Annotated in this window: 23 protein-coding genes and 1 tRNA gene; 3 read left to right on the plus strand and 21 right to left on the minus strand. The window is 46.8% G+C overall.

The genetic code is table 11. The features are described from left to right. Positions 1 to 2 precede the first annotated feature (2 nt). The 14 genes from OQ477_RS10685 to queG all read right to left on the minus strand — a co-directional run bounded on the left by OQ477_RS10685 (position 3) and on the right by queG (position 13,307). Positions 3 to 770 carry a hypothetical protein gene (locus OQ477_RS10685; protein WP_265972362.1) on the minus strand — a complete coding sequence of 256 codons (768 nt, stop codon included), beginning with the start codon at positions 768 to 770 and terminating at the stop codon, positions 3 to 5. Positions 771 to 889: 119 nt separating this feature from the next. After that, a complete protein-coding gene (locus OQ477_RS10690; protein ID WP_003155385.1) occupies positions 890 to 1,261 on the minus strand; it encodes a hypothetical protein in 372 nt (123 codons plus the stop codon). A 12-nt stretch (positions 1,262 to 1,273) separates the two neighbouring features. Next, entirely contained in the window at positions 1,274 to 1,807 is a 534-nt protein-coding gene (locus OQ477_RS10695) for an NAD(P)H-dependent oxidoreductase (protein WP_003155386.1), read from the minus strand. Between the two features lie 24 nt (positions 1,808 to 1,831). Beyond that, positions 1,832 to 3,427, minus strand: a complete 1,596-nt coding sequence (locus OQ477_RS10700; RefSeq protein ID WP_003155387.1) for an MFS transporter — start codon at positions 3,425 to 3,427, stop codon at positions 1,832 to 1,834. A 40-nt stretch (positions 3,428 to 3,467) separates the two neighbouring features. After that, complete coding sequence (locus tag OQ477_RS10705) at positions 3,468 to 4,133, minus strand: HlyD family secretion protein (protein WP_007610259.1); 666 nt, start codon at positions 4,131 to 4,133, stop codon at positions 3,468 to 3,470. A gap of 36 nt (positions 4,134 to 4,169) precedes the next feature. After that, positions 4,170 to 4,634, minus strand: coding sequence for a MarR family transcriptional regulator (locus OQ477_RS10710; protein ID WP_003155389.1), 465 nt, complete (start codon positions 4,632 to 4,634; stop codon positions 4,170 to 4,172). 185 nt (positions 4,635 to 4,819) lie between these two features. After that, on the minus strand, positions 4,820 to 5,998 hold the full coding sequence (gene yhbH, locus OQ477_RS10715; protein ID WP_017417325.1) for a sporulation protein YhbH: 1,179 nt from the start codon (positions 5,996 to 5,998) through the stop codon (positions 4,820 to 4,822). A gap of 190 nt (positions 5,999 to 6,188) precedes the next feature. Continuing rightward, complete coding sequence (gene prkA, locus OQ477_RS10720) at positions 6,189 to 8,084, minus strand: serine/threonine protein kinase PrkA (RefSeq protein WP_003155391.1); 1,896 nt, start codon at positions 8,082 to 8,084, stop codon at positions 6,189 to 6,191. Between the two features lie 358 nt (positions 8,085 to 8,442). Then, complete coding sequence (locus OQ477_RS10725; protein ID WP_265972363.1) at positions 8,443 to 9,153, minus strand: hypothetical protein; 711 nt, start codon at positions 9,151 to 9,153, stop codon at positions 8,443 to 8,445. 11 nt (positions 9,154 to 9,164) lie between these two features. Continuing rightward, positions 9,165 to 9,878, minus strand: a complete 714-nt coding sequence (locus OQ477_RS10730; protein WP_265972364.1) for a polymer-forming cytoskeletal protein — start codon at positions 9,876 to 9,878, stop codon at positions 9,165 to 9,167. Continuing rightward, positions 9,869 to 10,501, minus strand: a complete 633-nt coding sequence (locus OQ477_RS10735; RefSeq protein ID WP_265972365.1) for a YhbD family protein — start codon at positions 10,499 to 10,501, stop codon at positions 9,869 to 9,871. Before OQ477_RS10735 ends, OQ477_RS10730 begins: the two co-directional genes overlap by 10 nt. Before the next feature lie 138 nt (positions 10,502 to 10,639). Continuing rightward, positions 10,640 to 11,122, minus strand: coding sequence for a tRNA (uridine(34)/cytosine(34)/5-carboxymethylaminomethyluridine(34)-2'-O)-methyltransferase TrmL (gene trmL / locus OQ477_RS10740; protein WP_007610253.1), 483 nt, complete (start codon positions 11,120 to 11,122; stop codon positions 10,640 to 10,642). A gap of 36 nt (positions 11,123 to 11,158) precedes the next feature. Then, positions 11,159 to 12,070 (minus strand): amidase domain-containing protein, encoded by a 912-nt coding sequence (locus tag OQ477_RS10745; protein WP_265972366.1) that lies wholly within the window; start codon positions 12,068 to 12,070, stop codon positions 11,159 to 11,161. Positions 12,071 to 12,146: 76 nt separating this feature from the next. Beyond that, positions 12,147 to 13,307 carry a tRNA epoxyqueuosine(34) reductase QueG gene (gene queG / locus OQ477_RS10750; RefSeq protein ID WP_265972367.1) on the minus strand — a complete coding sequence of 387 codons (1,161 nt, stop codon included), beginning with the start codon at positions 13,305 to 13,307 and terminating at the stop codon, positions 12,147 to 12,149. An 84-nt stretch (positions 13,308 to 13,391) separates the two neighbouring features. Here queG and OQ477_RS10755 point away from each other — a divergent pair, with 84 nt between their 5' ends. Then, a complete protein-coding gene (locus OQ477_RS10755; protein WP_265972368.1) occupies positions 13,392 to 14,015 on the plus strand; it encodes a hypothetical protein in 624 nt (207 codons plus the stop codon). An 89-nt stretch (positions 14,016 to 14,104) separates the two neighbouring features. On the opposite strand, the gene OQ477_RS10760 is transcribed toward OQ477_RS10755, so the two are convergent. Then, positions 14,105 to 14,178, minus strand: a tRNA-Gly gene (locus OQ477_RS10760). Positions 14,179 to 14,368: 190 nt separating this feature from the next. Between OQ477_RS10760 and OQ477_RS10765 the strand changes: the two genes are divergently transcribed. Continuing rightward, positions 14,369 to 14,572 (plus strand): helix-turn-helix transcriptional regulator, encoded by a 204-nt coding sequence (locus OQ477_RS10765; protein WP_003155407.1) that lies wholly within the window; start codon positions 14,369 to 14,371, stop codon positions 14,570 to 14,572. Beyond that, positions 14,569 to 15,036 (plus strand): hypothetical protein, encoded by a 468-nt coding sequence (locus OQ477_RS10770; RefSeq protein ID WP_007610246.1) that lies wholly within the window; start codon positions 14,569 to 14,571, stop codon positions 15,034 to 15,036. Before OQ477_RS10765 ends, OQ477_RS10770 begins: the two co-directional genes overlap by 4 nt. Before the next feature lie 20 nt (positions 15,037 to 15,056). On the opposite strand, the gene rpsN is transcribed toward OQ477_RS10770, so the two are convergent. From rpsN to OQ477_RS10800, 6 genes are all read right to left on the minus strand, one after another. Beyond that, positions 15,057 to 15,326, minus strand: a complete 270-nt coding sequence (gene rpsN / locus OQ477_RS10775) for a 30S ribosomal protein S14 (RefSeq protein WP_007610245.1) — start codon at positions 15,324 to 15,326, stop codon at positions 15,057 to 15,059. 174 nt (positions 15,327 to 15,500) lie between these two features. Then, positions 15,501 to 16,637, minus strand: coding sequence for an FMNH2-dependent alkanesulfonate monooxygenase (gene ssuD, locus OQ477_RS10780; RefSeq protein ID WP_265972371.1), 1,137 nt, complete (start codon positions 16,635 to 16,637; stop codon positions 15,501 to 15,503). A gap of 24 nt (positions 16,638 to 16,661) precedes the next feature. Continuing rightward, positions 16,662 to 17,495, minus strand: a complete 834-nt coding sequence (locus tag OQ477_RS10785; protein WP_265972373.1) for an ABC transporter permease — start codon at positions 17,493 to 17,495, stop codon at positions 16,662 to 16,664. Further along, a complete protein-coding gene (locus OQ477_RS10790; RefSeq protein WP_265972375.1) occupies positions 17,495 to 18,484 on the minus strand; it encodes an aliphatic sulfonate ABC transporter substrate-binding protein in 990 nt (329 codons plus the stop codon). Before OQ477_RS10790 ends, OQ477_RS10785 begins: the two co-directional genes overlap by 1 nt. A gap of 15 nt (positions 18,485 to 18,499) precedes the next feature. After that, positions 18,500 to 19,267 (minus strand): ABC transporter ATP-binding protein, encoded by a 768-nt coding sequence (locus OQ477_RS10795; protein WP_265972377.1) that lies wholly within the window; start codon positions 19,265 to 19,267, stop codon positions 18,500 to 18,502. Between the two features lie 226 nt (positions 19,268 to 19,493). Beyond that, complete coding sequence (locus OQ477_RS10800; protein WP_032874194.1) at positions 19,494 to 20,429, minus strand: amidohydrolase family protein; 936 nt, start codon at positions 20,427 to 20,429, stop codon at positions 19,494 to 19,496. Positions 20,430 to 20,483: the final 54 nt, after the last annotated feature.

Here is a 20,483-nt window from a genome sequence, read left to right on the forward strand (position 1 = left end):
CACTACACCTCAACCTTTCGATTCAGCAGCATAGAGGCCAGCGCGAGACAGAGCGCCGCAAGCACGATCACTGCCAGGAAACTGAAAAGCGAAATGTGGACGGCTTTCAGCTCCATCGTCCATCCAGTCAATTTTGTATAATGAAAATGAGAATCCGCATACACTTTTACCGGCCATATATCATGTTGAGATGAAGTGAAAGGCGTAATGATTTTATCGTCAATATAGGTCCAGACAAACACAAGCACGATGCAGATCACCCAACGGAGGACGGGAACATGTTTTAATGAGTGAAAAACAGTCCAAAATACGGCCACGATCACAGATAAGTACGCTGAACTGATCAGCAGGTAAGCATTCAGTCCGGTTAATGTGCCGGCCAGGGGAATGGTGTGTTCCAGCGCTCCTTTTGCAGAAAGCATCCGGTACATCCAAATGCCGTAGCCGGTCAGCGCCAGCTGCCCGATCAACTGATACAGCAGTGAGGCCGTCAACTTGGAAGCCAGCAGATAAAATCCTCCATTCGGATTGTAAAGCCACAGCTGGTTTTTTCCTTCTTTATGAAGGTGATAGTACATAAACAGCGGCGCTACAAGAAATTGAAAAAACCCCATTGCCGCAAAAAAGCCGAAAATGACGAGCGGTTCTTTCTGACGGGCAGCGATGACGTGGGCTGCAAACGCCCAGCAAATCATGCCGCAAAGCCACACCGCGAGCCAAATCCATGAAACCTTCGCATCTTTTTTCAGCAAACCTAAAAACGATGTCATTCTTTCTCTCTCCATTCGGATCAAGTGTATGAGTAACATAGTACACTAGATCATCGTGTATTACAATATCTTCAATAAAAAAAAGGCAAATCCGCTATTACGCGGATTTGCCTTTTCAATTACTTCTTTTTGTTTTTTAAGGAGAGCAGCGCATCACGATAGCTGCTATCCTGCATTTTGCCGCCGCTATCAGGATCGTTTGGTTCCTGATCCGTCTCAGAAGTCTTAAACTTCTGAAGCGCCTGACGGTACACATCATCGCCCATTGTATTCTTTTTCTCACGGGGAGATTCAGATTTTACAACGACGGGAGCATGCTCGGCTGAGCGCTCCTCGGCCGGATCATGCTTTTCCGGCTGTTCGGCTGTAGTGCCGATCGCTTCTCTCTTTTCTTCTTTGACATCCTGTCCTGCAGAAGTGCTGCGGACATTGAATGTGATAAGAAGTGCAATCACAATGACAGCAGCAATAACCGCTATAATAATGGCCATATAACCCTCTCCTTACTGTCGTCCGGCAGTTAGATTACCTGTGACTTGGCTGACACGTCTGCCAAGCGCTCGGCCTAATTGAAGGCCTTCTTCCGTCATCAGCACATCGCTGTCAACCGGGCATGTGACGCCCGCGCCGTAGTATGAGCCGTACAGCGCGTTTTCAGGAACGTTGCCGGGAAGTCCGACAACAATCATGCCTTGGTGAAACATAGGAGTGATCAGATTGTGCATTGTCATTTCTAATCCGCCATGTGTTGTCGCCGTCGTACAGAATACGGCGCCGACTTTATCAATCAGCTCGCCTTCAGCCCACAGATAGCCGAGTCTGTCGATCCACGCTTTTAAGCCTGAACTGATGGTGCCAAAGTGTCCCGGGCATCCCCAGATAATGGCATCCATGTCTTTCAGCTTGCGGATGTCTGCTTGATCGACATGGTCGATCAGGACTTCAGCCTCAGCGTTTTCTCGTGCTCCTTCGGCAATGGCTTCAGCAAGGTGTTTTGTGTGTTCGCCTTCACTATCGTACACTACGTAAATTTTCATTCAGGAAACCTCCCATTCAGATGATTAAGATTCCTTCACTTCTTTAGGGGCCGGAAGCAATGACAGCTCCTCTTTTTTCTTCGCCCGCTGCTTGTCTTTCCGTACGTCACGCAAGAACAGGCTCAGGACTACGCCGATAACCGCAAAGATCGTCGCCCACATAAACGCGTCATTAATCCCCATAACGTTGGAATTAAGTGAAGCTGTTTTGTAGAGATATGAATAAACGGTTTGTTTCGCCGCATCAAGCGACATGTTCATGTTGACCATTAAATTCGAAACCGCGCTTTGGAACGACTGCATGAAGCTCGGATCAGCCGTGCTCGTTTTATCCGCAATCTGCGAATAGTGCATTGTCGTACGGTTCGTATAAATCGTTGTGATCAAACTTGTTCCGATTGAACCGCTGATCTGGCGGAGCGTGTTGCTCATCGCCGTGCCGTGGCTGTTCAATCGTGCCGGAAGCTGGTTCATTCCGGCTGTCATAACAGGCATCATTAACAGTGACATACCGAATGCGCGGATGGCATAGACAAGCATAATGTGCGTATAAGGTGTGTCAATTGTCAATTTTGTGTACTGGAATGTCGTTGCGACCGTGATGACCAGCCCGATAATCGCAAGCGGTCTCGGACCGATTTTGTCAAACAGAATACCGGAAATCGGCGACATGATCAGCATGACAATCGCGCCCGGCAATAGCAAGAGACCCGATTGCAGCGCCGTAAAGCCGACTAAGTTCTGCAGGTAAATCGGAAGCAGGAACATTCCTGTGTAAAGCGCAACGGTAATAATGATGTTAATCACACTGGAAAGTGAGAAAATATCATATTTAAATACCCGGAAGTCGAGCATCGGTTTTTCAGAGCGCAATTGCTGAATGACAAACGCGGCAATCGCGATGACACCGACGATGACGGTAGACAGCACGATCGGATCTCCCCAGCCGTCGCTGCCCGCTTCACTGACTCCGTAAAGCAATGAGGCAAATCCGACAATGGATAGAATCGCACCCAAGCTGTCGAGTTTGATTTTTTGCGGTTCCACCAAGTTCTTAAAGAGGAAGAACGCTATGATAATAACGATTGCCCCGATCGGAACAAGGCCGTAGAACATAATGCGCCATGTGTAATGCTCGATGATCCAGCCGGAAAGAGTCGGTCCGACCGCCGGAGCAAACATCATCGCAAGACCGAAAATCCCCATTCCTTTCCCCCTGCTTTCAGGCGGGAAGATAAGCAGAATGGTTGTCATGACCAGCGGCTGCAGGATACCGCCGCCGACCGCCTGAATTAACCGGCCGATCAGCATGGTTGAGAAGTTAGGCGCGATTCCGCAGACTAACGTTCCCGCTGTAAAACAGAACATGGCTACGAGAAAGAGGCTTCTCTGTCCGAACCGGGTAATTAAGAACGCAGATAACGGAATCAAAACACCGTTGACCAGCATGTATCCGGTCGTAAGCCACTGAATCGTCGTCGCACTCACACCGAACTCGGTCATTAAGTGCGGCATCGCCACGTTAAGAAGCGTTTGGTTCAAGATCGCCAGGAATAACCCGGCCATAAGCACAATAAGCAATGTTTTAGGACTTTTTACTTGATTATCTGATTTAGCCACCTAAGACAACCTCCCTTCATGGTTTGATGACTGATCTGTATTATTCAGAGATTTTTACAGATGCGTTCATACCAGGAAGCACCTTGTCAGATGGGTTGCTGAGTGAAATTTTAACAGGAACTTTTTGCGTTACTTTTGTGTAGTTGCCGCTTGAGTTTGAAGAAGGCAGCATATCAAATGTTGAATTTGTCGCATAACCGATTTCTTCTACTGTTCCGTCAAATGTTGTATTAGGGTCGCCGTCAACAATTACGTCTACTTTGTTTCCTACTTCAATGTCTCTAATGTCTGTTTCTTTAATGTTTGCAGTGATGTAAAGGTGTTTCATGTCAATTTCTTGGGCAATTGTCGTACCGGCTTGCACCATTTGGCCGTTTTTCACTTCGTTTTTCACGATTGTTCCATCCATGATGGCTTTTACGTCAGCATTTTGCTGTCCTTTGATTTTTGCAACAACGTCGTTTTTACTTACTTCTTTCCCCTCATCAAGGTTCCAGTCAGTTACTTTACCCGCAGCAGGAGCTGTGATAGCAGCCATGTCGCCGGCAACTTTTGCTTCATCGGTTTTTACATAGTGTGTGCTTTGATAATAGTAGTAAGCACCTCCGCCTATAATTGCAAGAACAACAATCAAACCGATAATGTTGGTCAGAATTAAACGTCCTCTGTTCATTTTGTTTTCTCCTTTCGTTTCTTCCTCTATCATTTTGTGGAATGATGATAAAAATATGTGGGGATTTTTTTATTTTCCGTTTTTCACTGCACAGCCGTTTGCAAGCTTCGTTAAACTTTCCGCAAGCTTGCGCAGGTACTGCAGTTCAGCGGTATTGAGCTGCCGGTATAAGACCGCCGCTTTTTCGGCATATTGAACAGCAGCTTTCTTTAGAAGTTCTTCCCCCTCTTCGGTTAACTGAATCATAACAACACGCCGGTCGTCGTGATAGTCGCTCCGAACCATTAGGCGGCGCTTATACAGAATATCGGTCATTCTCGTAACAGACGCCGGTTTCAGATCAAGCGACAAAGCCAGCCTTGAAAGCTGCGTGCTTTTGCTCTTATGTATTTTGAACATCAGCAGATACTGCAGCACTGTAATATCAAAAGGTTCAAGCACTGTCTCCAGAATCATTTTCTGCTTTTTGTAAATCGATCTGGAAGTATCAAACAGTTGTTCAAAACTGAGCAAAGCGAGCTCTGATTCAATCACCGTATTTTCACCTCATTCCCTTAATAATAGTTCACAAGATAAAATATTAATAAATGAAAGAAGGTTTGTAAAGAGAAAAGTTTCATTTTTTAAGGATTTTTTTTATGCCGTTTTTTCTCTTTATTTTTAATTTAAAAAAGCCGGGCGAAGAACCGCGGCCCACGATTCTTCACTCGGCTTTATATTTAATACGATGCTTTGCTTACACCGGCTTCCTCATTTTTAAAAAAGCTTTTCAGCGCTTGAAATACGTCTGATTTCTGTTTCAGGATGTAGTATTTAAATTTATCATCTTTGACATTTTTATAGGCGGACATGAGGGTGGAATGCCTGTTATATTGATTGACCTCACCGTAACAGAACAGATTCGATTTTTTCATGATGTCATTGACGAGCTTTACGCACCGGGCGTTATCCGAAGTCAGGTTATCTCCGTCTGAAAAATGAAACGGATAGATGTTGTAGCGGGCGGGGTCATATTTTTCATCAATTAATTCAAGAGACTTCCGGTAAACGGAGGAACAGATGGTGCCCCCGCTCTCGCCTTTCGAGAAAAAATCTTCTTCGGACACGACCTTCGCTTCCGTATGGTGGGCGATAAATTCGATATCAACCGTTTCATACTTTGTCCGTAAAAATCGTGTCATCCAAAAAAAGAAGCTCCTCGCCATATACTTTTCCCATACGCCCATCGAACCGCTTGTATCCATCATGGCTAAAACGACAGCTTTCGATTCCGGCTTCGTCACATCATTCCATGTTTTGTATTTCAGATCTTCCGGATAAATAGGGTAAAACGACGGCTTGCCTGTCATAGCGTTTCGTTTATAGGCCGACAGCATCGTCCTTTTCTTATCGATATTCCCTGTCAGCCCGGTTTTCCGGATATCATTGAACTCGATATCGGTATGGACGATATTGTCCCTTTCCTTTTGCTGCAGATTCGGCAGTTCTAATTCCTGAAACAGCGCTTCTTCCAGATCCATCAATGAAACTTCCGCTTCATAATAATCCTCGCCTGCCTGATCGCCTGCTCCCTGGCCTTTTCCGGCACCCTGCTTTTTATCCGCGCCGTCTCTTGCGACGACATCGCCGACTTCGCTGTCGCCGTCGCCTTGGCCGACATGTTTATTTTTATCATAGTTATAACGGATTTTATATTCATCAAGCGAACGAATCGGAATTTTCACGACATCTTTTCCGTTGGACATAATAATGCTTTCCTCAGTGACAAGATCCGGAAGGTTGTTTTTTATCGCTTCCTGTACTTTCTTTTGGTGGCGCTGCTGGTCGTCAAAGCCTTTGCGATGGAGGGACCAGTCTTCCTCTGAAATCAAAAAATTTCCGCTGTCATTACGGGACATGAATTCCCCTCCTTAACCGTTATGGTCGTTTTACATGTGTATTCCGGCTTGGTCCTGTTTATGAAACAAGTCCGGCGAAAAGATTTATTTTCATCTTATGCCGGACGGACTCTCCAATTGACAAACAATTGCGAAAAACAGCCAAAAGAACCCGTCCTTTTACAGACGGGCCTCTCAATGAAATCAAACATCAGCGGTTTAACAAGCTTCCGACATACTTCAGCAGTTCATTAGCGCTAGTCGAATTATAACCGTGTTCATCTATTAACCTTGCAACAACTTCATTGACCTTTTTAAGCTGCTGTTCATCCGGTGTTTTGGTTGAGGTCGTAATTTTCACCACATCTTTTAAGTCTGCGAACAGCTTTTTCTGAATCGCTTCGCGGAGTCTTTCGTGCGAATTATAGTCAAAGCGTTTTCCTTTTCTTGCATAGGCGGATATGCGGATTAAAATTTCTTCGCGGAACGCTTTTTTCGCGTTTTCTGAAATGCCGATCTGCTCTTCAATGGATCTCATCAGTTTTTCGTCAGGATTCATTTCTTCTCCCGTCAGCGGATCGCGGAGCTTATTTTTATTGCAGTACGCTTCCACATTATCTAAATAATTGTCCATGAGAGTTTTCGCGGATTCTTCATATGAATAGACGAACGCCTTCTGCACTTCTTTTTTAGCGATGTCATCGTACTCTTTCCTGGCGGCGGAAATAAAATTCATATACCGCTCTTTGTCCTCGGCGGAGATCGACGGATGCTGGTCAAGTCCTTCTTTTAAGGAACGCAGCACGTCAAGCGAATTGATCGATTCCATATTTTTTCGGATAATCGTTGAGGAAATGCGGTTGATGACATAGCGCGGGTCAATTCCGCTCATTCCTTCATCGTGGAATTCCTTCTTCATATCCTCCAGATCAACGGAATTGTAACCTTCAACGCTTTCTCCGTCATAGAGCCTCATTTTTTTGACAAGATCAATATCAGAACGGTTCGGTTCCTTCAGCCTGGTCAAAATAGAAAACATCGCGGCCACTTTTAATGTATGGGGGGCGATGTGTACGTCAGAAACATCACTTTCAGAAATCATTTTCTCATAAATCCGTTCTTCCTCTGACACCTTTAAATTATAAGGAACAGGCATCACGATGATCCTGGAGTGAAGGGCTTCATTTTTCTTATTGGCAATAAACGAGCGGTACTCCGTTTCGTTCGTATGCGCAACAACCAATTCGTCGGCTGAGATGAGCGCAAACCGTCCGGCTTTGAAATTCCCTTCCTGCGTGAGTGACAGAAGGTGCCACAGAAATTTTTCATCGCATTTCAGCATTTCCTGAAACTCCATCATTCCGCGGTTCGCTTTATTTAATTCACCGTCAAACCGATAAGCGCGCGGATCTGATTCTGAGCCGTATTCGGCAATCGTCGAAAAATCAATGCTTCCCGTCAAATCGGCGATATCCTGCGATTTCGGATCAGACGGGCTGAAGGTTCCGATTCCGGTACGTTTATCCTCCGAGAAGAAAATACGTTCAACCTTTACATCCTCAATTCTGCCGCCGTACTCTTCTTCAAGCCGCATGACATTAAGCGGAGAAAGGCTGCCCTCAATTCTGATGCCGTATTCTCTGTAGAAGTCGTCGCGCAGATGATGGGGAATGAGATGGAGAGGATCTTCATGCATCGGGCAGCCTTTAATGGCGTAAACAGCGCCGTTGTCTGTCAATGAGTAGGCTTCAAGCCCTTTTTTCAGCATGGTGACAAGAGTTGACTTTCCGCCGCTGACGGGTCCCATCAATAGTAAAATCCGTTTTCTTACATCGAGCCGCTTGGCAGCCGGGTGAAAGTATTCCTCCACGAGCCGTTCCAGAGATTCCTCAAGGCCGAACAGCTCCCGCGAGAAAAAGCTGTATGTCTTTTTACCGTCATCCTCCTCGATTCCGCTGTCTTTTATCATATTAAAAACGCGAGAATGAGCAGACTGCGCGACCAATGGATTTTCTTTTATGATCTCCAAATAATCAGCGAACGTCCCTTCCCATTTGAGACGCTGCTCTTCCTCTCTGTACTTTTCAATTTTCTTTAATATATCCATAAGAACCTCCTCTATCATGGTTAATGCACTAGAAATAAGGTACTTTGTTACAATCTATGCGGTGACGTGATAATACATGCTTTTCGTTTCTTAAAAATAAAGACGTTATAAGGCCGTCATTGACAAGGGTCCGGTGCACCGTTCATAATGAAAGAAATACAGTTTCATCCAGACTCGGACATCAAATGGAAAAGCAAAGAGGAGGAGAAATGATGAAAACGATCATTTTACTTGGGGTCATTCTCACTTTTTTAGTATCCATTTTTACGGCGGGTTACGACAGCAAACCTGAAAACAAATAACGGCAAAAGGGTGCTCTTCATAAAGAGCACCCTTTCCTGTACAACATAACAATGTTTCATATTTGAATACGTTCTTGGACAGTTGATTTTTCATGAGATTTGCAGCTTGTTTGATACTCGATTTTTCCGATTTTGCAGCCCGGGCCGATTTCCACATGCTTTCCTCTGACGATGTCCGCTTCCGTGTATTCGAGGTAAATTGCGTCTCCTTCGATCAATTCAGCAGAAAGCGTGCCGGCTTTCCGTTTAAGAAAACCGGGTTTCCGTCTGACGGTGATCGATGTGCCGCCGATTTCTTTCACGCGGCTTCGGTCATAACGCAAATGGATGTTTACGTCCCCCGCGTTTAACAATCCCGCCACATTGATACATCCTGTTACATGAAGCAGCTCCGTCTCGCAATCGCCGCCGACTGTGAGACTTCCTTTTATATGACACCGCTCTCCCGCGGCCCCGCCGCCAATTTCAGCAAGTCCTTTCAGCCTCATCGTGGCGAAACGCATGGAGCCGCCGACTTTCAATGTGCCCATCACATTTGCTGAACGTGCTGATAAATCTCCGGCAACTTCATGCTCTCCGAAAATTTTCAGCCTGTTGATTTCGGCATCTCCGAGAAAAAGTCCCGTACCGAATATCCGGCAGCGTTCGCTTTGAAGTCCTTCGCCGACAGTTCCTTCCCCTTTAATGCTTACATTTTGGTAGGACCCGCCGGAGGCGTGTCCGGCTCCGTACATTTTTAAATGACTCAATTTTTTTGTCGTTTCCATCGCAGCTCCTCCTATCGTTTCACGACTTTGTTAACCAAAGCGGAAGGATCACATGTAAAATCGCCGCTGTATTCCACAATCCCAATGGTGCAGCCTGCGCCGATCCGCACATGATTTCCGCGGACTGTCTTCGCGTTCGTGTCCGCCAATTCAATGATGTCGCCTTCAATCAGCTCCGCTGTCAGCACCGGGGCCGGCATCAGCTTAAAACGCGTAAGCACGCTCTTTCTGCTCATCACTTTCAAATGGCGGCAGCCGATCTCTTTCACATGGCTTTCTCCCGCCGCCAGCTTAATACTGACTTCATCGGCATTCAGCAAGCCGCCGATCTTGCATTTGCCTTCCGAACGGAACGTCTCTGTCTCGCAATCGCCTTCAATCCCGGCTTTCCCGGATATGAAAATATCATCAGCTTTCACACCGCCGCCGAAAGATGAAAATCCCGCGACGTTCAGCCGCTCCGTTTTGACATCACCTTTAATGACACCCGTTCCGTTGATACGGATGGATTCAGCTTCGGCACTGCCGGAAATTTTCCCCGAACCGCTGATCGTCAGCGTTTGCGTCTTGACATGTCCGTCTGTTTTTCCGCTGCCGTTAAACAAAAAGCTCGCGCACTCCACATCACCTGACACCGTGCCGCTTCCGTTGATCTCCACTGTATGAAAACGGCCTCCTTTTGAACTTCCTGAACCGTTGATGATTAATTTATCTGTTACTTCCATTGATGGTCCTCCTGCATCCATTTCGTTTTTAATTCTTCCGATGCCGCAGCAAGCGCCACCCGTTCAACCACTTTGACAGTCGGTTCAAATAAAATATGTTCCGCGTCAGCGATGAAGCACGTCGTTACGCCAAGCTTTCGGAGCATGACAAGCTCCGTATTTGCTTTCAGTTCGGAAGCCTCAAAAGTTTTCAGCACCCCTGCCGCCAATTTTCCTTCCTCAAGGCTGATATTGCCCGATCGCAAAAGTCCTTCAAGCACATATAAAGACAGCAGCGCGCGGGACGTGAATGTCACGCCGTCTTCGCCATAAACTTGCAGCGCAGCCTTTGAAATCAGTCCTTTTTGAAGCAGCTCCGCAGACGTTATATTGACATCAGTCATTTGCGGAGACAGCATTTCTCTCATTTCATCCAAAGACAGGTTTTCTTTCATTTTCTGTATTTTTGAGATGCGTTTTAATATTTCCGCTCTCGGAAAAAATGTTTCCTGGCCTGTAAATGTTGATTTTCGGATAAACCATTCTTCAGGAATTAAATTTTTCCGTTTCCAGCGGTACAGCTGCCCGTATGAAATTGATGTTTCTTCCAGCAATTCTTTTTTAGAAATCAGTTGTTCCTCCATGAATCCAGCTCCTTCGATGAATGTATTGTAACATAACACTGTTACGTTGTTAAGCCTGGAAATATAAAAATGCCGTGAACCGCTGCTGTCCGTCTTTTTTATTCAATAAAAAAAACGCCCGAATGCGGGCGTTTTTTCTCACGTCAAATCTCTGTAATTTTGCTGGCGCAGCGCTTCATATACAAGAATCGCGGCCGTGTTGGACAGGTTTAATGATCTCACATGCTCGGTCATCGGCAGACGCAGGCAGCGGTCCATATTGTTTTCGATCAATTCTTTCGGAAGTCCGCTCGTTTCTCTGCCGAATACGAAGAAAAAGTCTTCCTCCGTATTTGAGTAATCAAATGATGTGTGCGGCTTTTGGCCGAATTTTGTAATGAAGAAAAACTTTCCGTTCTCATATGCCTCAAATAACTCTTCCAATGAATCATGATATACGACGTTGACGAACTCCCAATAATCGAGTCCGGCGCGCTTCAGCATTTTATCATCGGTTGAGAATCCGAGCGGGCGGATCAAATGAAGCGTTGTGTCTGTTGCCGCACAAGTACGTGCGATATTTCCCGTATTGGCCGGGATTTCAGGTTGATATAAAACGACATGTAATGCCACGATGTTCACCTCTGTTTTTTATTCCGCCCACCATTATATCATTAATTACTCTTTTGTCGTATCATCCGTAATATGAAAAAACGCATATCTGATGGAAGGAGTATACGCCGTTGAATCCTCATATGACCAATATCTCATTCTGCTGTCATACGTTTGGGCATTGACAAGCGGCATATTGCTTTTATCTTTCGCGACCACGATCGTCGTATGATTAAAACGGCCGTCTCCTTCAAAATCATAGCAAATGATATCTCCGGGCATCAGTTCTTCAGCTCTTGATACTTGCACCGCGCGAAGCCCGGCCTTGGATTGGGCCAGATACATCTTCATCGAATGCGCGACCGTCCAGCTGTAGCTCCACGAGCTTGCCTTCATCCACCAGCCTGAGCCTCTGTTCGGATGCCCCCGCATCGGTGCTTTTCCGGCATGTAAACATTGGGAAATAAAATTGGTGCAATTATCGCTGAAATTTTTATAAGCGGGATTTCGTTTATTCCAAAACTTCTCCGCGTACTGCACGGCAGCCAGACGGTCGTATTGAAACGCCCGCCCGAAATCTTCCCGTTCACTCCGCTCATATTCAATTACGCTGTTCCCGTCAGAAAATCCCGCCGGTTTTTTCTTTACTTCCCGGTCTTTAATCAACAGCTGATCATAGAGAAATGCAGTCCGTTCCTCAATCTGCTCTTCTAAGTAAAGGTGTCCGTCATGCTCCTTGCACAAATATTCGAAATGAATCGTGTACATGACGCATAACGTGCCGTCGTCCTCAAGGCTGCTTTTGACAATGATGGCTTTTGCCTTCGCTTTCACGATGTCAACTTTCCGTTTTTCAAACAGCTCTTTTTTTCTCGTCAGGACCTCAAGATCGCCGGGCTGCCCATTGTGCCTCATCTCGGTTCCGTTTATTAAATAATGAAGCCGGGCCTCCGCTAAATCTTCAATAATATGCTTCAAGCGCTCCACCCACCATACTGTTTTATAAAGAAAAAACACTTGAACTCCGGCCAAGTGCTTTTTCTCTATACATATGTCAGGACCGGCCGGTTTTAGTCTTATCAGAAACCGATAACAGCTCCAGTCCCTTTTCAATTTCCCGTATGGCTTCCTCATCCTGCTCCTTTTGAAGCGCTTTTTCTAATTCCCCCGCATAATCAGGGTCACCGATTTTCCCGATGGCCCAGGCGGCCGTCCCCCTGATGACGGGACGCGGATCTTGGTGCATCAAGGCCGTTAATTCCGGAAGAGACGAGGCATCTTTAAAATGAGCCAAAGCTAAAATCGCATTCCGCTGTATCGGCTTCTTGCCGCGCCATGATCCCGATACATGTCCGAATTTTTCTTTGAATTCGCGGTTGCTTATGGTCAAAAGCGGCTTTAACAGCGGCTTTGCGATCTCCGGATCAGGCTCCATCTGCGGATGAAGATGAAAATCTTTCCCCTTATTAATCGGACAGACCGTCTGACACGTGTCACAGCCATACAGACGGTTTCCGATTTTCGTGCGGAACTCATCCGGCAAAAATCCCTTTGTCTGGGTCAGGAACGAAATACAGCGCTGGGCGTTAAGCTGTCCGGGATTGACGAGTGCGCCGGTCGGACACGCGTCTAAACATTTTGTGCACGTACCGCACATATCTTCAATCGGCAAATCCGGTTCAAAGGGCAGATTGGTGATCATTTCAGCCAGATAGACGTAAGAACCGTATTCAGGCGTGGTGATCATGCAGTTTTTGGCGCTGAAGCCGATTCCCGCCCGTTCAGCCACGGCCCTGTCGGACAATTCCCCTGTATCCACCATTGACTTTGTGCGGATATCCTCATGTTTGCTTTGGAGAAAATTCTCCAGCAGATCAAGCTTTTCGCGCAGCACGTCATGATAATCCTTCCCCCAGGAAGCTCTGCAAAAAATGCCGCGCCGCCCGTCCCTTGTGCTCCTCGGCGCATCTTTCATTTTGGAAGGATAAGCAAGGGCGATGGCGACGATCGATTTGGCTTTCGGCAGAAGCAAAGACGGAGTGACCCGTTTTTCAATATCCGGCTCTTCAAAACCGGATAAATAGCCGAGTGATTCCTGAAGAATCAGCCGGTCCCGCAGACTGTCGAACGTATCAGCCGTCGTAAACCCGATTTTGTCGACTCCGATGCTTTTGGCGTATTCGATTAATTCCTCTTTCAGTTTATGAATATTCATTTTTTGCACAGCCTCCTTTCTTTGTGATCAGGCTCCCGCACAGGTATAATAGAGTTTTATCATCCCGAAATGGAGTGAACACACTTGAACATCAGTTTAGATCCACTTATTGCTGAACGGGTGCCGGGGATCAAAGCGGCAGCCGTCTTATATGAACAGATCGAAGTCGGGCCTGCTCCGCAAATGCTGAAAGGCCGCCTCCGTTTATTTCAAGAATCTCTTTACTTTGATTATGCTGACGGCGGTATAGATGAGCAGCCTTTTGTAAAAGAGTGGGCGCGTATAATGGAACAGCTCAGTCCCGCCTTTTCAGGACAAAAAACGCCGATGGAGCTTATGCTCGGCGATATTTCCCGGGAACGATTCATTGAAAGTGTGAATTCAGCCCATGATACCATACTTTTTTTCTCCTTGAAATATTCATTGCCTATCATGGCGTATGATGCCGCAGAAATAGATGAACCAATTTCAATTACGATCGGAGAAAAAGAAAGCGTACTGTCCTTCTCCGGCCCGGACGGCGTTTTCGGCGACTTCACCGAACATATCAATACACGCCCTGTCACGCCCGGCACAAAGAAAATGCTGCAGCTGATCTTTTTCCCGCCTTCATTTCATGCCGACGCGGCGGATGAGCTGCTATCATCCTTAACAAAAATGTTTGAACAAATTCACGGAGGCACGCATACCGTCTCTTGGCTTTCATAAAAAGACACGCCTTCGTGTCTTTTTTCACATAAAAAAACGCAATACTTCGTTTATCAGAGAAACGAAACACTGCGTTAATAACGTATGTATGGAGCGGGTGATGAGAATCGAACTCACGACATCAGCTTGGAAGGCTGAGGTTTTACCACTAAACTACACCCGCATCAAAGTTCTTTTTTGTCAGTAGCGATTTGATGTTTCTAATATTACATGTATATTTTTTTTTCGTCAAGGGAATGTTAAAAAATTTGTCGAAAAAAATTCTTTTTTTGTCCACATGTTAAGTTGGGTTTACATTTTGTTAAATAACTCATACAATATGAAAAAGAAGAAAACTTGAGGTACGCCTGATGATGAAAAATAAAGTAAAAGAGCTGAGAGCCAGATTCGGCTATTCTCAGGAAACGCTCGGAAAAGAAGCCGGAGCCACCAGACAGACGATTGCAGCGATTGAAAAAGGAGATTATGTGCCTTCACTTTTATTGGCGCTTAACATCTGCCGGGCTTTCTCCCTGCCGATGGAGGAAGTTTTCTGGCTGGAGGAGGAGAAAAAATGAGTTTGAAAAGAAAAGCGTGTTTTCACCTTGCACTCTACGGATTGGCCTGCTGGACGCTTATTTCCTTAATGGAAGCGGCGCCGCGGATCGCTCAGTTTTTCCAAACGGAGGGGAGCGGTTCATTTGAGCTGAATATCACTCCGTTTCTGCTGTTTACCGTTTGTGCCGCATTGTATATCTATGCCGAAAAGAAAAAACGAAACGGCAAAAAGCACAGGCTTGTGCCCGATGAATTTGAGGAACAGGATGAAAGAGAACGAATGATGACGGCTAAAGCTTGCCGTTCCTCGTATATCGCCGTTTACTTCTCATTGCCGGCCGCAGCCGTTCTGCTTTTGTTTTATCCGCTGATTCAGCCGCATCTTCCCTTTTTTCCGATTCTTTTGATTTTCATTCTAATGATGATTCAGCATTTGGCTTATGTTTTCACTTTTCATAAGCACGGCAAAAACTCCGGTTCATGACAGATCCGGAGTTTTTTACATTACCAGCTCGCTTTTTTCACCCCGGGAATCCGGCCTTTATGGGCCAGCTCCCTGAATGCGATTCTGGACAGTTTAAATTTTCTCATATATCCGCGGGGCCGCCCCGTCACCGTACAGCGGTTATGAAGCCTGGCCGGAGCAGAATCACGCGGCAGTTTGCTCAACGCTTCCCAGTCTCCTTTTGCCTTTAATTCTCTTCGGATGTCCGCATATTGTTCAACAAGCTTCTGCCGCTTGAGCTCTTTGATCACTTTTGATTTTTTTGCCATTTCAGCACTCCTAACAAATCGTAATAATTACGTTTTGTATCATATCATCCATATGAGTATCGTGCAAGCTAAGCGCTTAAAAAGGCGGGTGAATACCCGCCTTCACTGCCGGCATTTCCCCGGAAATGAAACCGCAGAAAGCGCCCGCCGTCAATTATCCGCCTTGCGACGTCATCAGACTGTCGCTTTATTTCCTCTTGCAAAATAGTCATTGCCCATTGCTTCACCCAGTCTGCGCTCAAGCTTTTTAGTCCGTTCATTCTGAAACGGCAGAAGCGGAAACACGAGTTCAGCCAGATAATAAGCTTCTTCCAGATGCGGGTAACCTGAAAAGATAAACGACTCAATGCCGAGTGCCTGATACTCTAAAATTCGAGCAGCGACGGTCTGCGGATCACCGACAAGCGCCGTGCCCGCTCCGCCTCTGACCAGTCCGATGCCAGCCCAGAGATTCGGGCTGATCTCAAGCTTCGAGCGGTCACCGTTATGGAGATCGGCCATCCGTTTTTGTCCCGAAGAATCAGCGCGCCGGAGCGCAGCCTGCGCTTTCGCAATCGTCTCTTCGTCTAAGTGGCTGATTAACCGTTCAGCCGCTTCCCATGCCTCTTCTTCAGTCTCCCGGACAATCACGTGAAGTCTGATGCCAAAACGCATTGTCCTTCCTTCCTTGGCAGCCTGTTTTTTAACGGTTTCAATCTTTTCTTTTACCTGCTCCGGCGGCTCTCCCCATGTTAAATAGACATCTGTATGCTTCGCCGCAGCCTCAATTCCCGCCTGTGATGAACCGCCGAAATATAAGGGCGGATGCGGAGACTGTTTTGGAGGAAACAGCAGATTGCTGTTTTCCACTTTGATATGGTCCCCTTCATATGTCACCGTTTCGCCCCGCATGAGTCCGCGCCAGACGGTTAAAAATTCTTCAGTCGCCTTATAACGTTCATCGTGGCTGATAAACATGCCGTCTCCCGCCAGTTCATAAGGATCTCCGCCCGCTACGACATTTACGAGCAAACGGCCCTCTGACAGCCGATCCATTGTCGACGCCATTCTCGCGGCGACAGACGGCTGCATCAGTCCCGGACGGACCGCCACTAAAAATTTCAAGTCACTCGTTTCTCCCGCTAAAGCGGCAGCCGTCAGCCACGGGTCTTCACATGATCTCCCCGTCGGCAGCAGAACCCCCGTATACCCGAGTCTGTCTGCCGCCTGTGCCACTTGCTTAAAATAAAGATGATCCGCCGTTCTCCCTCCCGTTTGCGTCCCTAAATACCGGCCGTCACCATGCGTCGGAATAAACCAAAGAATCTCCATATGAATCTCTCCTTTTTTAATAGGTTACCCTTCATAACTGTTCCGCCATTTTAATAGTTTCCGTTCGAGCATTCTGACCAATGCATCTGTCAGCTTGCCGACAGCCGCAAAAATGATAATGCCGACAAACACCTTATTTGTCTGTGAAAATTGTCTGGCATCCATAATCATATAACCGACGCCCTCGCTCGATCCCATCAGTTCCGCCACCACGAGACCGAGCCACGCAATGCCTAGAGAGAGCCTGATGCCGAGCAGGATATTCGGCAGAGATGCCGGAAGAATTAATTTCGTCATCTGCTGATACCAATTAAATTCCAGCACCCGCGCGACGTCAAACAGCTTCGCGTCCACACTGCGGATTCCGAGAAATGTATTAATGTACACGGGGAAAAAAGCCCCCAATGCGATCAGCAGAATTTTTGATGTCTCATCAAATCCGAACCACAAAATGAACAGAGGAGTCACGGCCAAGTGCGGAACCGTTCTGAGCATTTGCAGAGACGGATCAAGATATGCTTCCGTCCGCTTTGAGAAACCGACCAGCAGCCCGAAAACAATTCCGAGGCCAGCGCCAAGCAGAAATCCGGCAGCCGCCCGGTATAAGCTGATCTCTAAATGACCCCAAAGTTCACCTGAAAGAAGAAGTTCCTGAAACGTCTGCAAGATGACGACAGGCGACGGGAGCACCGCGGCCGAGACGATGCCCAGACTTGCGATAAACTGCCATACTGCGATGACCGCAGCCGGGAGTACAACCCCCTTCATCCATTGGTATGAATACTTCCGGGATCTTGCCAGAGCTTTCTTTTCTGATTGGCTTATTGCGCCGGCAGCCGTTGATGCTTCTGCTTTCATTACTTGCCATCCCCCGTTTCAAGCGCTTTTTTAATAAATGAATTGTCAACAACGTCGTTTACATGAATTTTCTTATGAATCGCTTTTGTTTGATATTGAAAATCAGCGGTTTCCTGCTGGGCTTTGACAATATCATCATTGATCGGTTCATTGAGAGGCTCAGTATTGTTAAGCACGTTTCTGACGACTTTCGGATCAAGATGTTTGATTTTCGCATATAAGGAGACAGCTTCATCTTTGTGTTCCTTTTGCCATGTAACTGCTTTATTGAACACTTTCAGAAAACGGACCACCTCATCCGGGTGTTCTTTGGAAAATCCCGTTCTGACTAACGTGAAACCGGGAGAATATAAATCTGTGCTTTCTCCGTTCGCCAATATTTCCGCCCCGTGCTGCAGCGTTTCAATCGACAAATACGGCTCCCAAATGGACCATGCGTCAACTGATTTGTTTTCAAAAGCGGAAACCGCCTCATCAGGCTGAAGCTGGATGATGGTGACGTCATCGGCGGAAAGACCCGCTTTATCTAAAGCTTTATAGAGAAAATCAAAGCCGCTGCTGCCTTTGGCTACGGCGATTTTTTTACCTTTCAATTCTTTCAGGCTCTGAATCCCGCTGCCCTTGTTTACGAGAATGCCGTTTGCCTTTAACCCGTCCTGAGACAGCCCGATCTCTTTAAAATCAATTCCTGCCGCCTGACCGGAAATGACCGGTGAATTGCCGACCTGGGAAAAATCAAGCTTATCGGCGGCAAGACCTTCAAATTGCGGAGGACCGCTTTGGAATTCGACCCATTTTACTTTTATTCCGTCTTTTTTGAAGGCCTCTTCAAACCAGCCTTTTTCCTTGGCAATGAGAAGCGGGCTTAAACTCTGCTGGATGCCGATCCGGATTTCTTTCACCGTTTTCCCGCTCCCTCCTGTCCCGTCTGCACTGCATCCGGCTGATATCATGACTGCTGCGGCTAAAAGAATGATGATTTTTTTCACTTCGCTTCGTCCCTTCTATATCCCGGACCCATCCGCAAACCGGAGATCTTCCGTTTTCTCAAACTCAGAAAGCACCTTCTGCCGGACGGCCTGAAAATCCGCTGACGTCCGATTGCGCGGATGCGGAAGCTGAATCGGCATCAGGCTGTGCAGCCGGCCGGGCTTTGCCCTGAGAATCGCCAGCTTATCGCCTAAATAGACGGATTCATCAATATCATGGGTGACCAGAATCATCGTCGTTTTTTTCTCGCGCCATATATCAAGCAGCACATCCTGCAAATGTTTTCTCGTAAAAGCGTCAAGCGCCCCGAACGGTTCATCTAAAAGCAGCACCTCCGGCTCACGTAAAAGAGCTCTGGCGATGGCAACCCGCTGCGACATGCCGCCGGATAATTCGCGCGGATAAGCGTTCTCCGCTCCCTGCAGCCTGACAACCTCAATCAGATCATCCACTTTTTTCCGAACGGCCGGGTCGTTCATATTGAGATCGGCAGCGATGTTTTGTTTTACCGTCAGCCAGGGAAACAGCCGGTGCTCCTGAAAGATAAATCCCTGCCGGATGCCCGGTCCCGACACATTGCGGCCGTTTATTGTGACAAAGCCTTTATAATCGGTATCAAGACCGGCAATCAATTTTAAAAGCGTGCTTTTGCCGCATCCGCTCGGCCCGATGACAGTCAAAAATTCTCCCGATGCAATTGACAGCTCAATATCATTCAGCACCGGCGTTTTCCCGCCTTCATGCTCAAAAGCTTTTTCTTGTATGCTGATGGTTACAGCCATCTGTCTTCCCCCTCTCTTTTTGCCGCGTGCGATCGAAAAACAAAAAGGCCCCCATCTCCGATTGCTTGCAGCAGAGATGGGAGCCTTCGGCGGTCCGATCGGCAACCCGTTTGTTTTTAAATTTGAATATCATGTTAATTCAAATTATTCCGACTTGTCAACTGTTTTTTATAAGGATTAAAATACGCCCTCCGGCATAACCCTGCCAGAGAGCGCATCGGCTGTATCACGTATTCACTTCCTTTTCTTGGCGGGCGATTTTCAATAATGTCCGCGCGTTGTTGCCGAAAATGTTTTCTATATCTTCTTCCCGCATATTGATTTCCCGGCAGGTCCTCACTTGCTCCTGAAGATATCTGTATACATATCCTCTCGGAAATCCGTTCGAATCCGTCCCGAAGATGATCCGTTCAGCACCGATTAATTCAGATGTCTTTCGAAACAGAATTTCCAAATCAAGCGGGTACGGCATCCACCTCATCCACTGATTTGAGCCGGACGTGTCAATATACACATTCGGGCAGCTCCAGCACAGCTGCAGCAGTTCCTGATAATATCCGGCGCCGAAATGCGGAATGATGAACGGTATATCAGCATACTCTCTCGCGACACGATAGATGGAGAGCGGGTTGATGTTGCGATGGCTGACAATGCCCCCCGCTCTTCCTAAAAGCCCAAAGTGAATTAATACAGGCAGCCTTTTGTCAGCTAAATAAGTCCACAGCTTTTTCAGCGACGGATCATGAAAATCGATGTCTGTCAGCGGCCCGAACAGTTTATATCCTTTCAGACCGAGCTCTTCTACCGCTCTTTTCAGCTCTTCATACGCATCCTCCCGCTCCAAAGGATGATATGCAAATCCGGTAAATCTCGCGGGATTGGCTTGAATAAACGCCGCCATCCGGTCATTGCTCTCTGCTGTTAAAAAATTCAGCACGTCAATGCCATACTTATCTAATTCATTCTCCCATCTTGTCATCAAAGCGATTTCGCCCTCATCGCCATCAACATCATGCGGATCAGGAAAGTCCCAAGTCAGATTCATTCTTTCTGACCGCTCCCGGTTATAATCGGAAAATGTCTTATCGTTTTTGCCGAAATAAAGGCTGTACGGCAGATGACCGTGAATATCGACAGGTTTAAAATGCTGTCGGAAAAGCATACAATCGCCGCCTCCCTTACCGCCTGACAATAAAAAAGGCCCTTATCCAGTGAA

It is taken from the genome of Bacillus sp. ChL18 (genome assembly GCF_026241425.1).
Classification (GTDB): domain Bacteria; phylum Bacillota; class Bacilli; order Bacillales; family Bacillaceae; genus Bacillus; species Bacillus velezensis.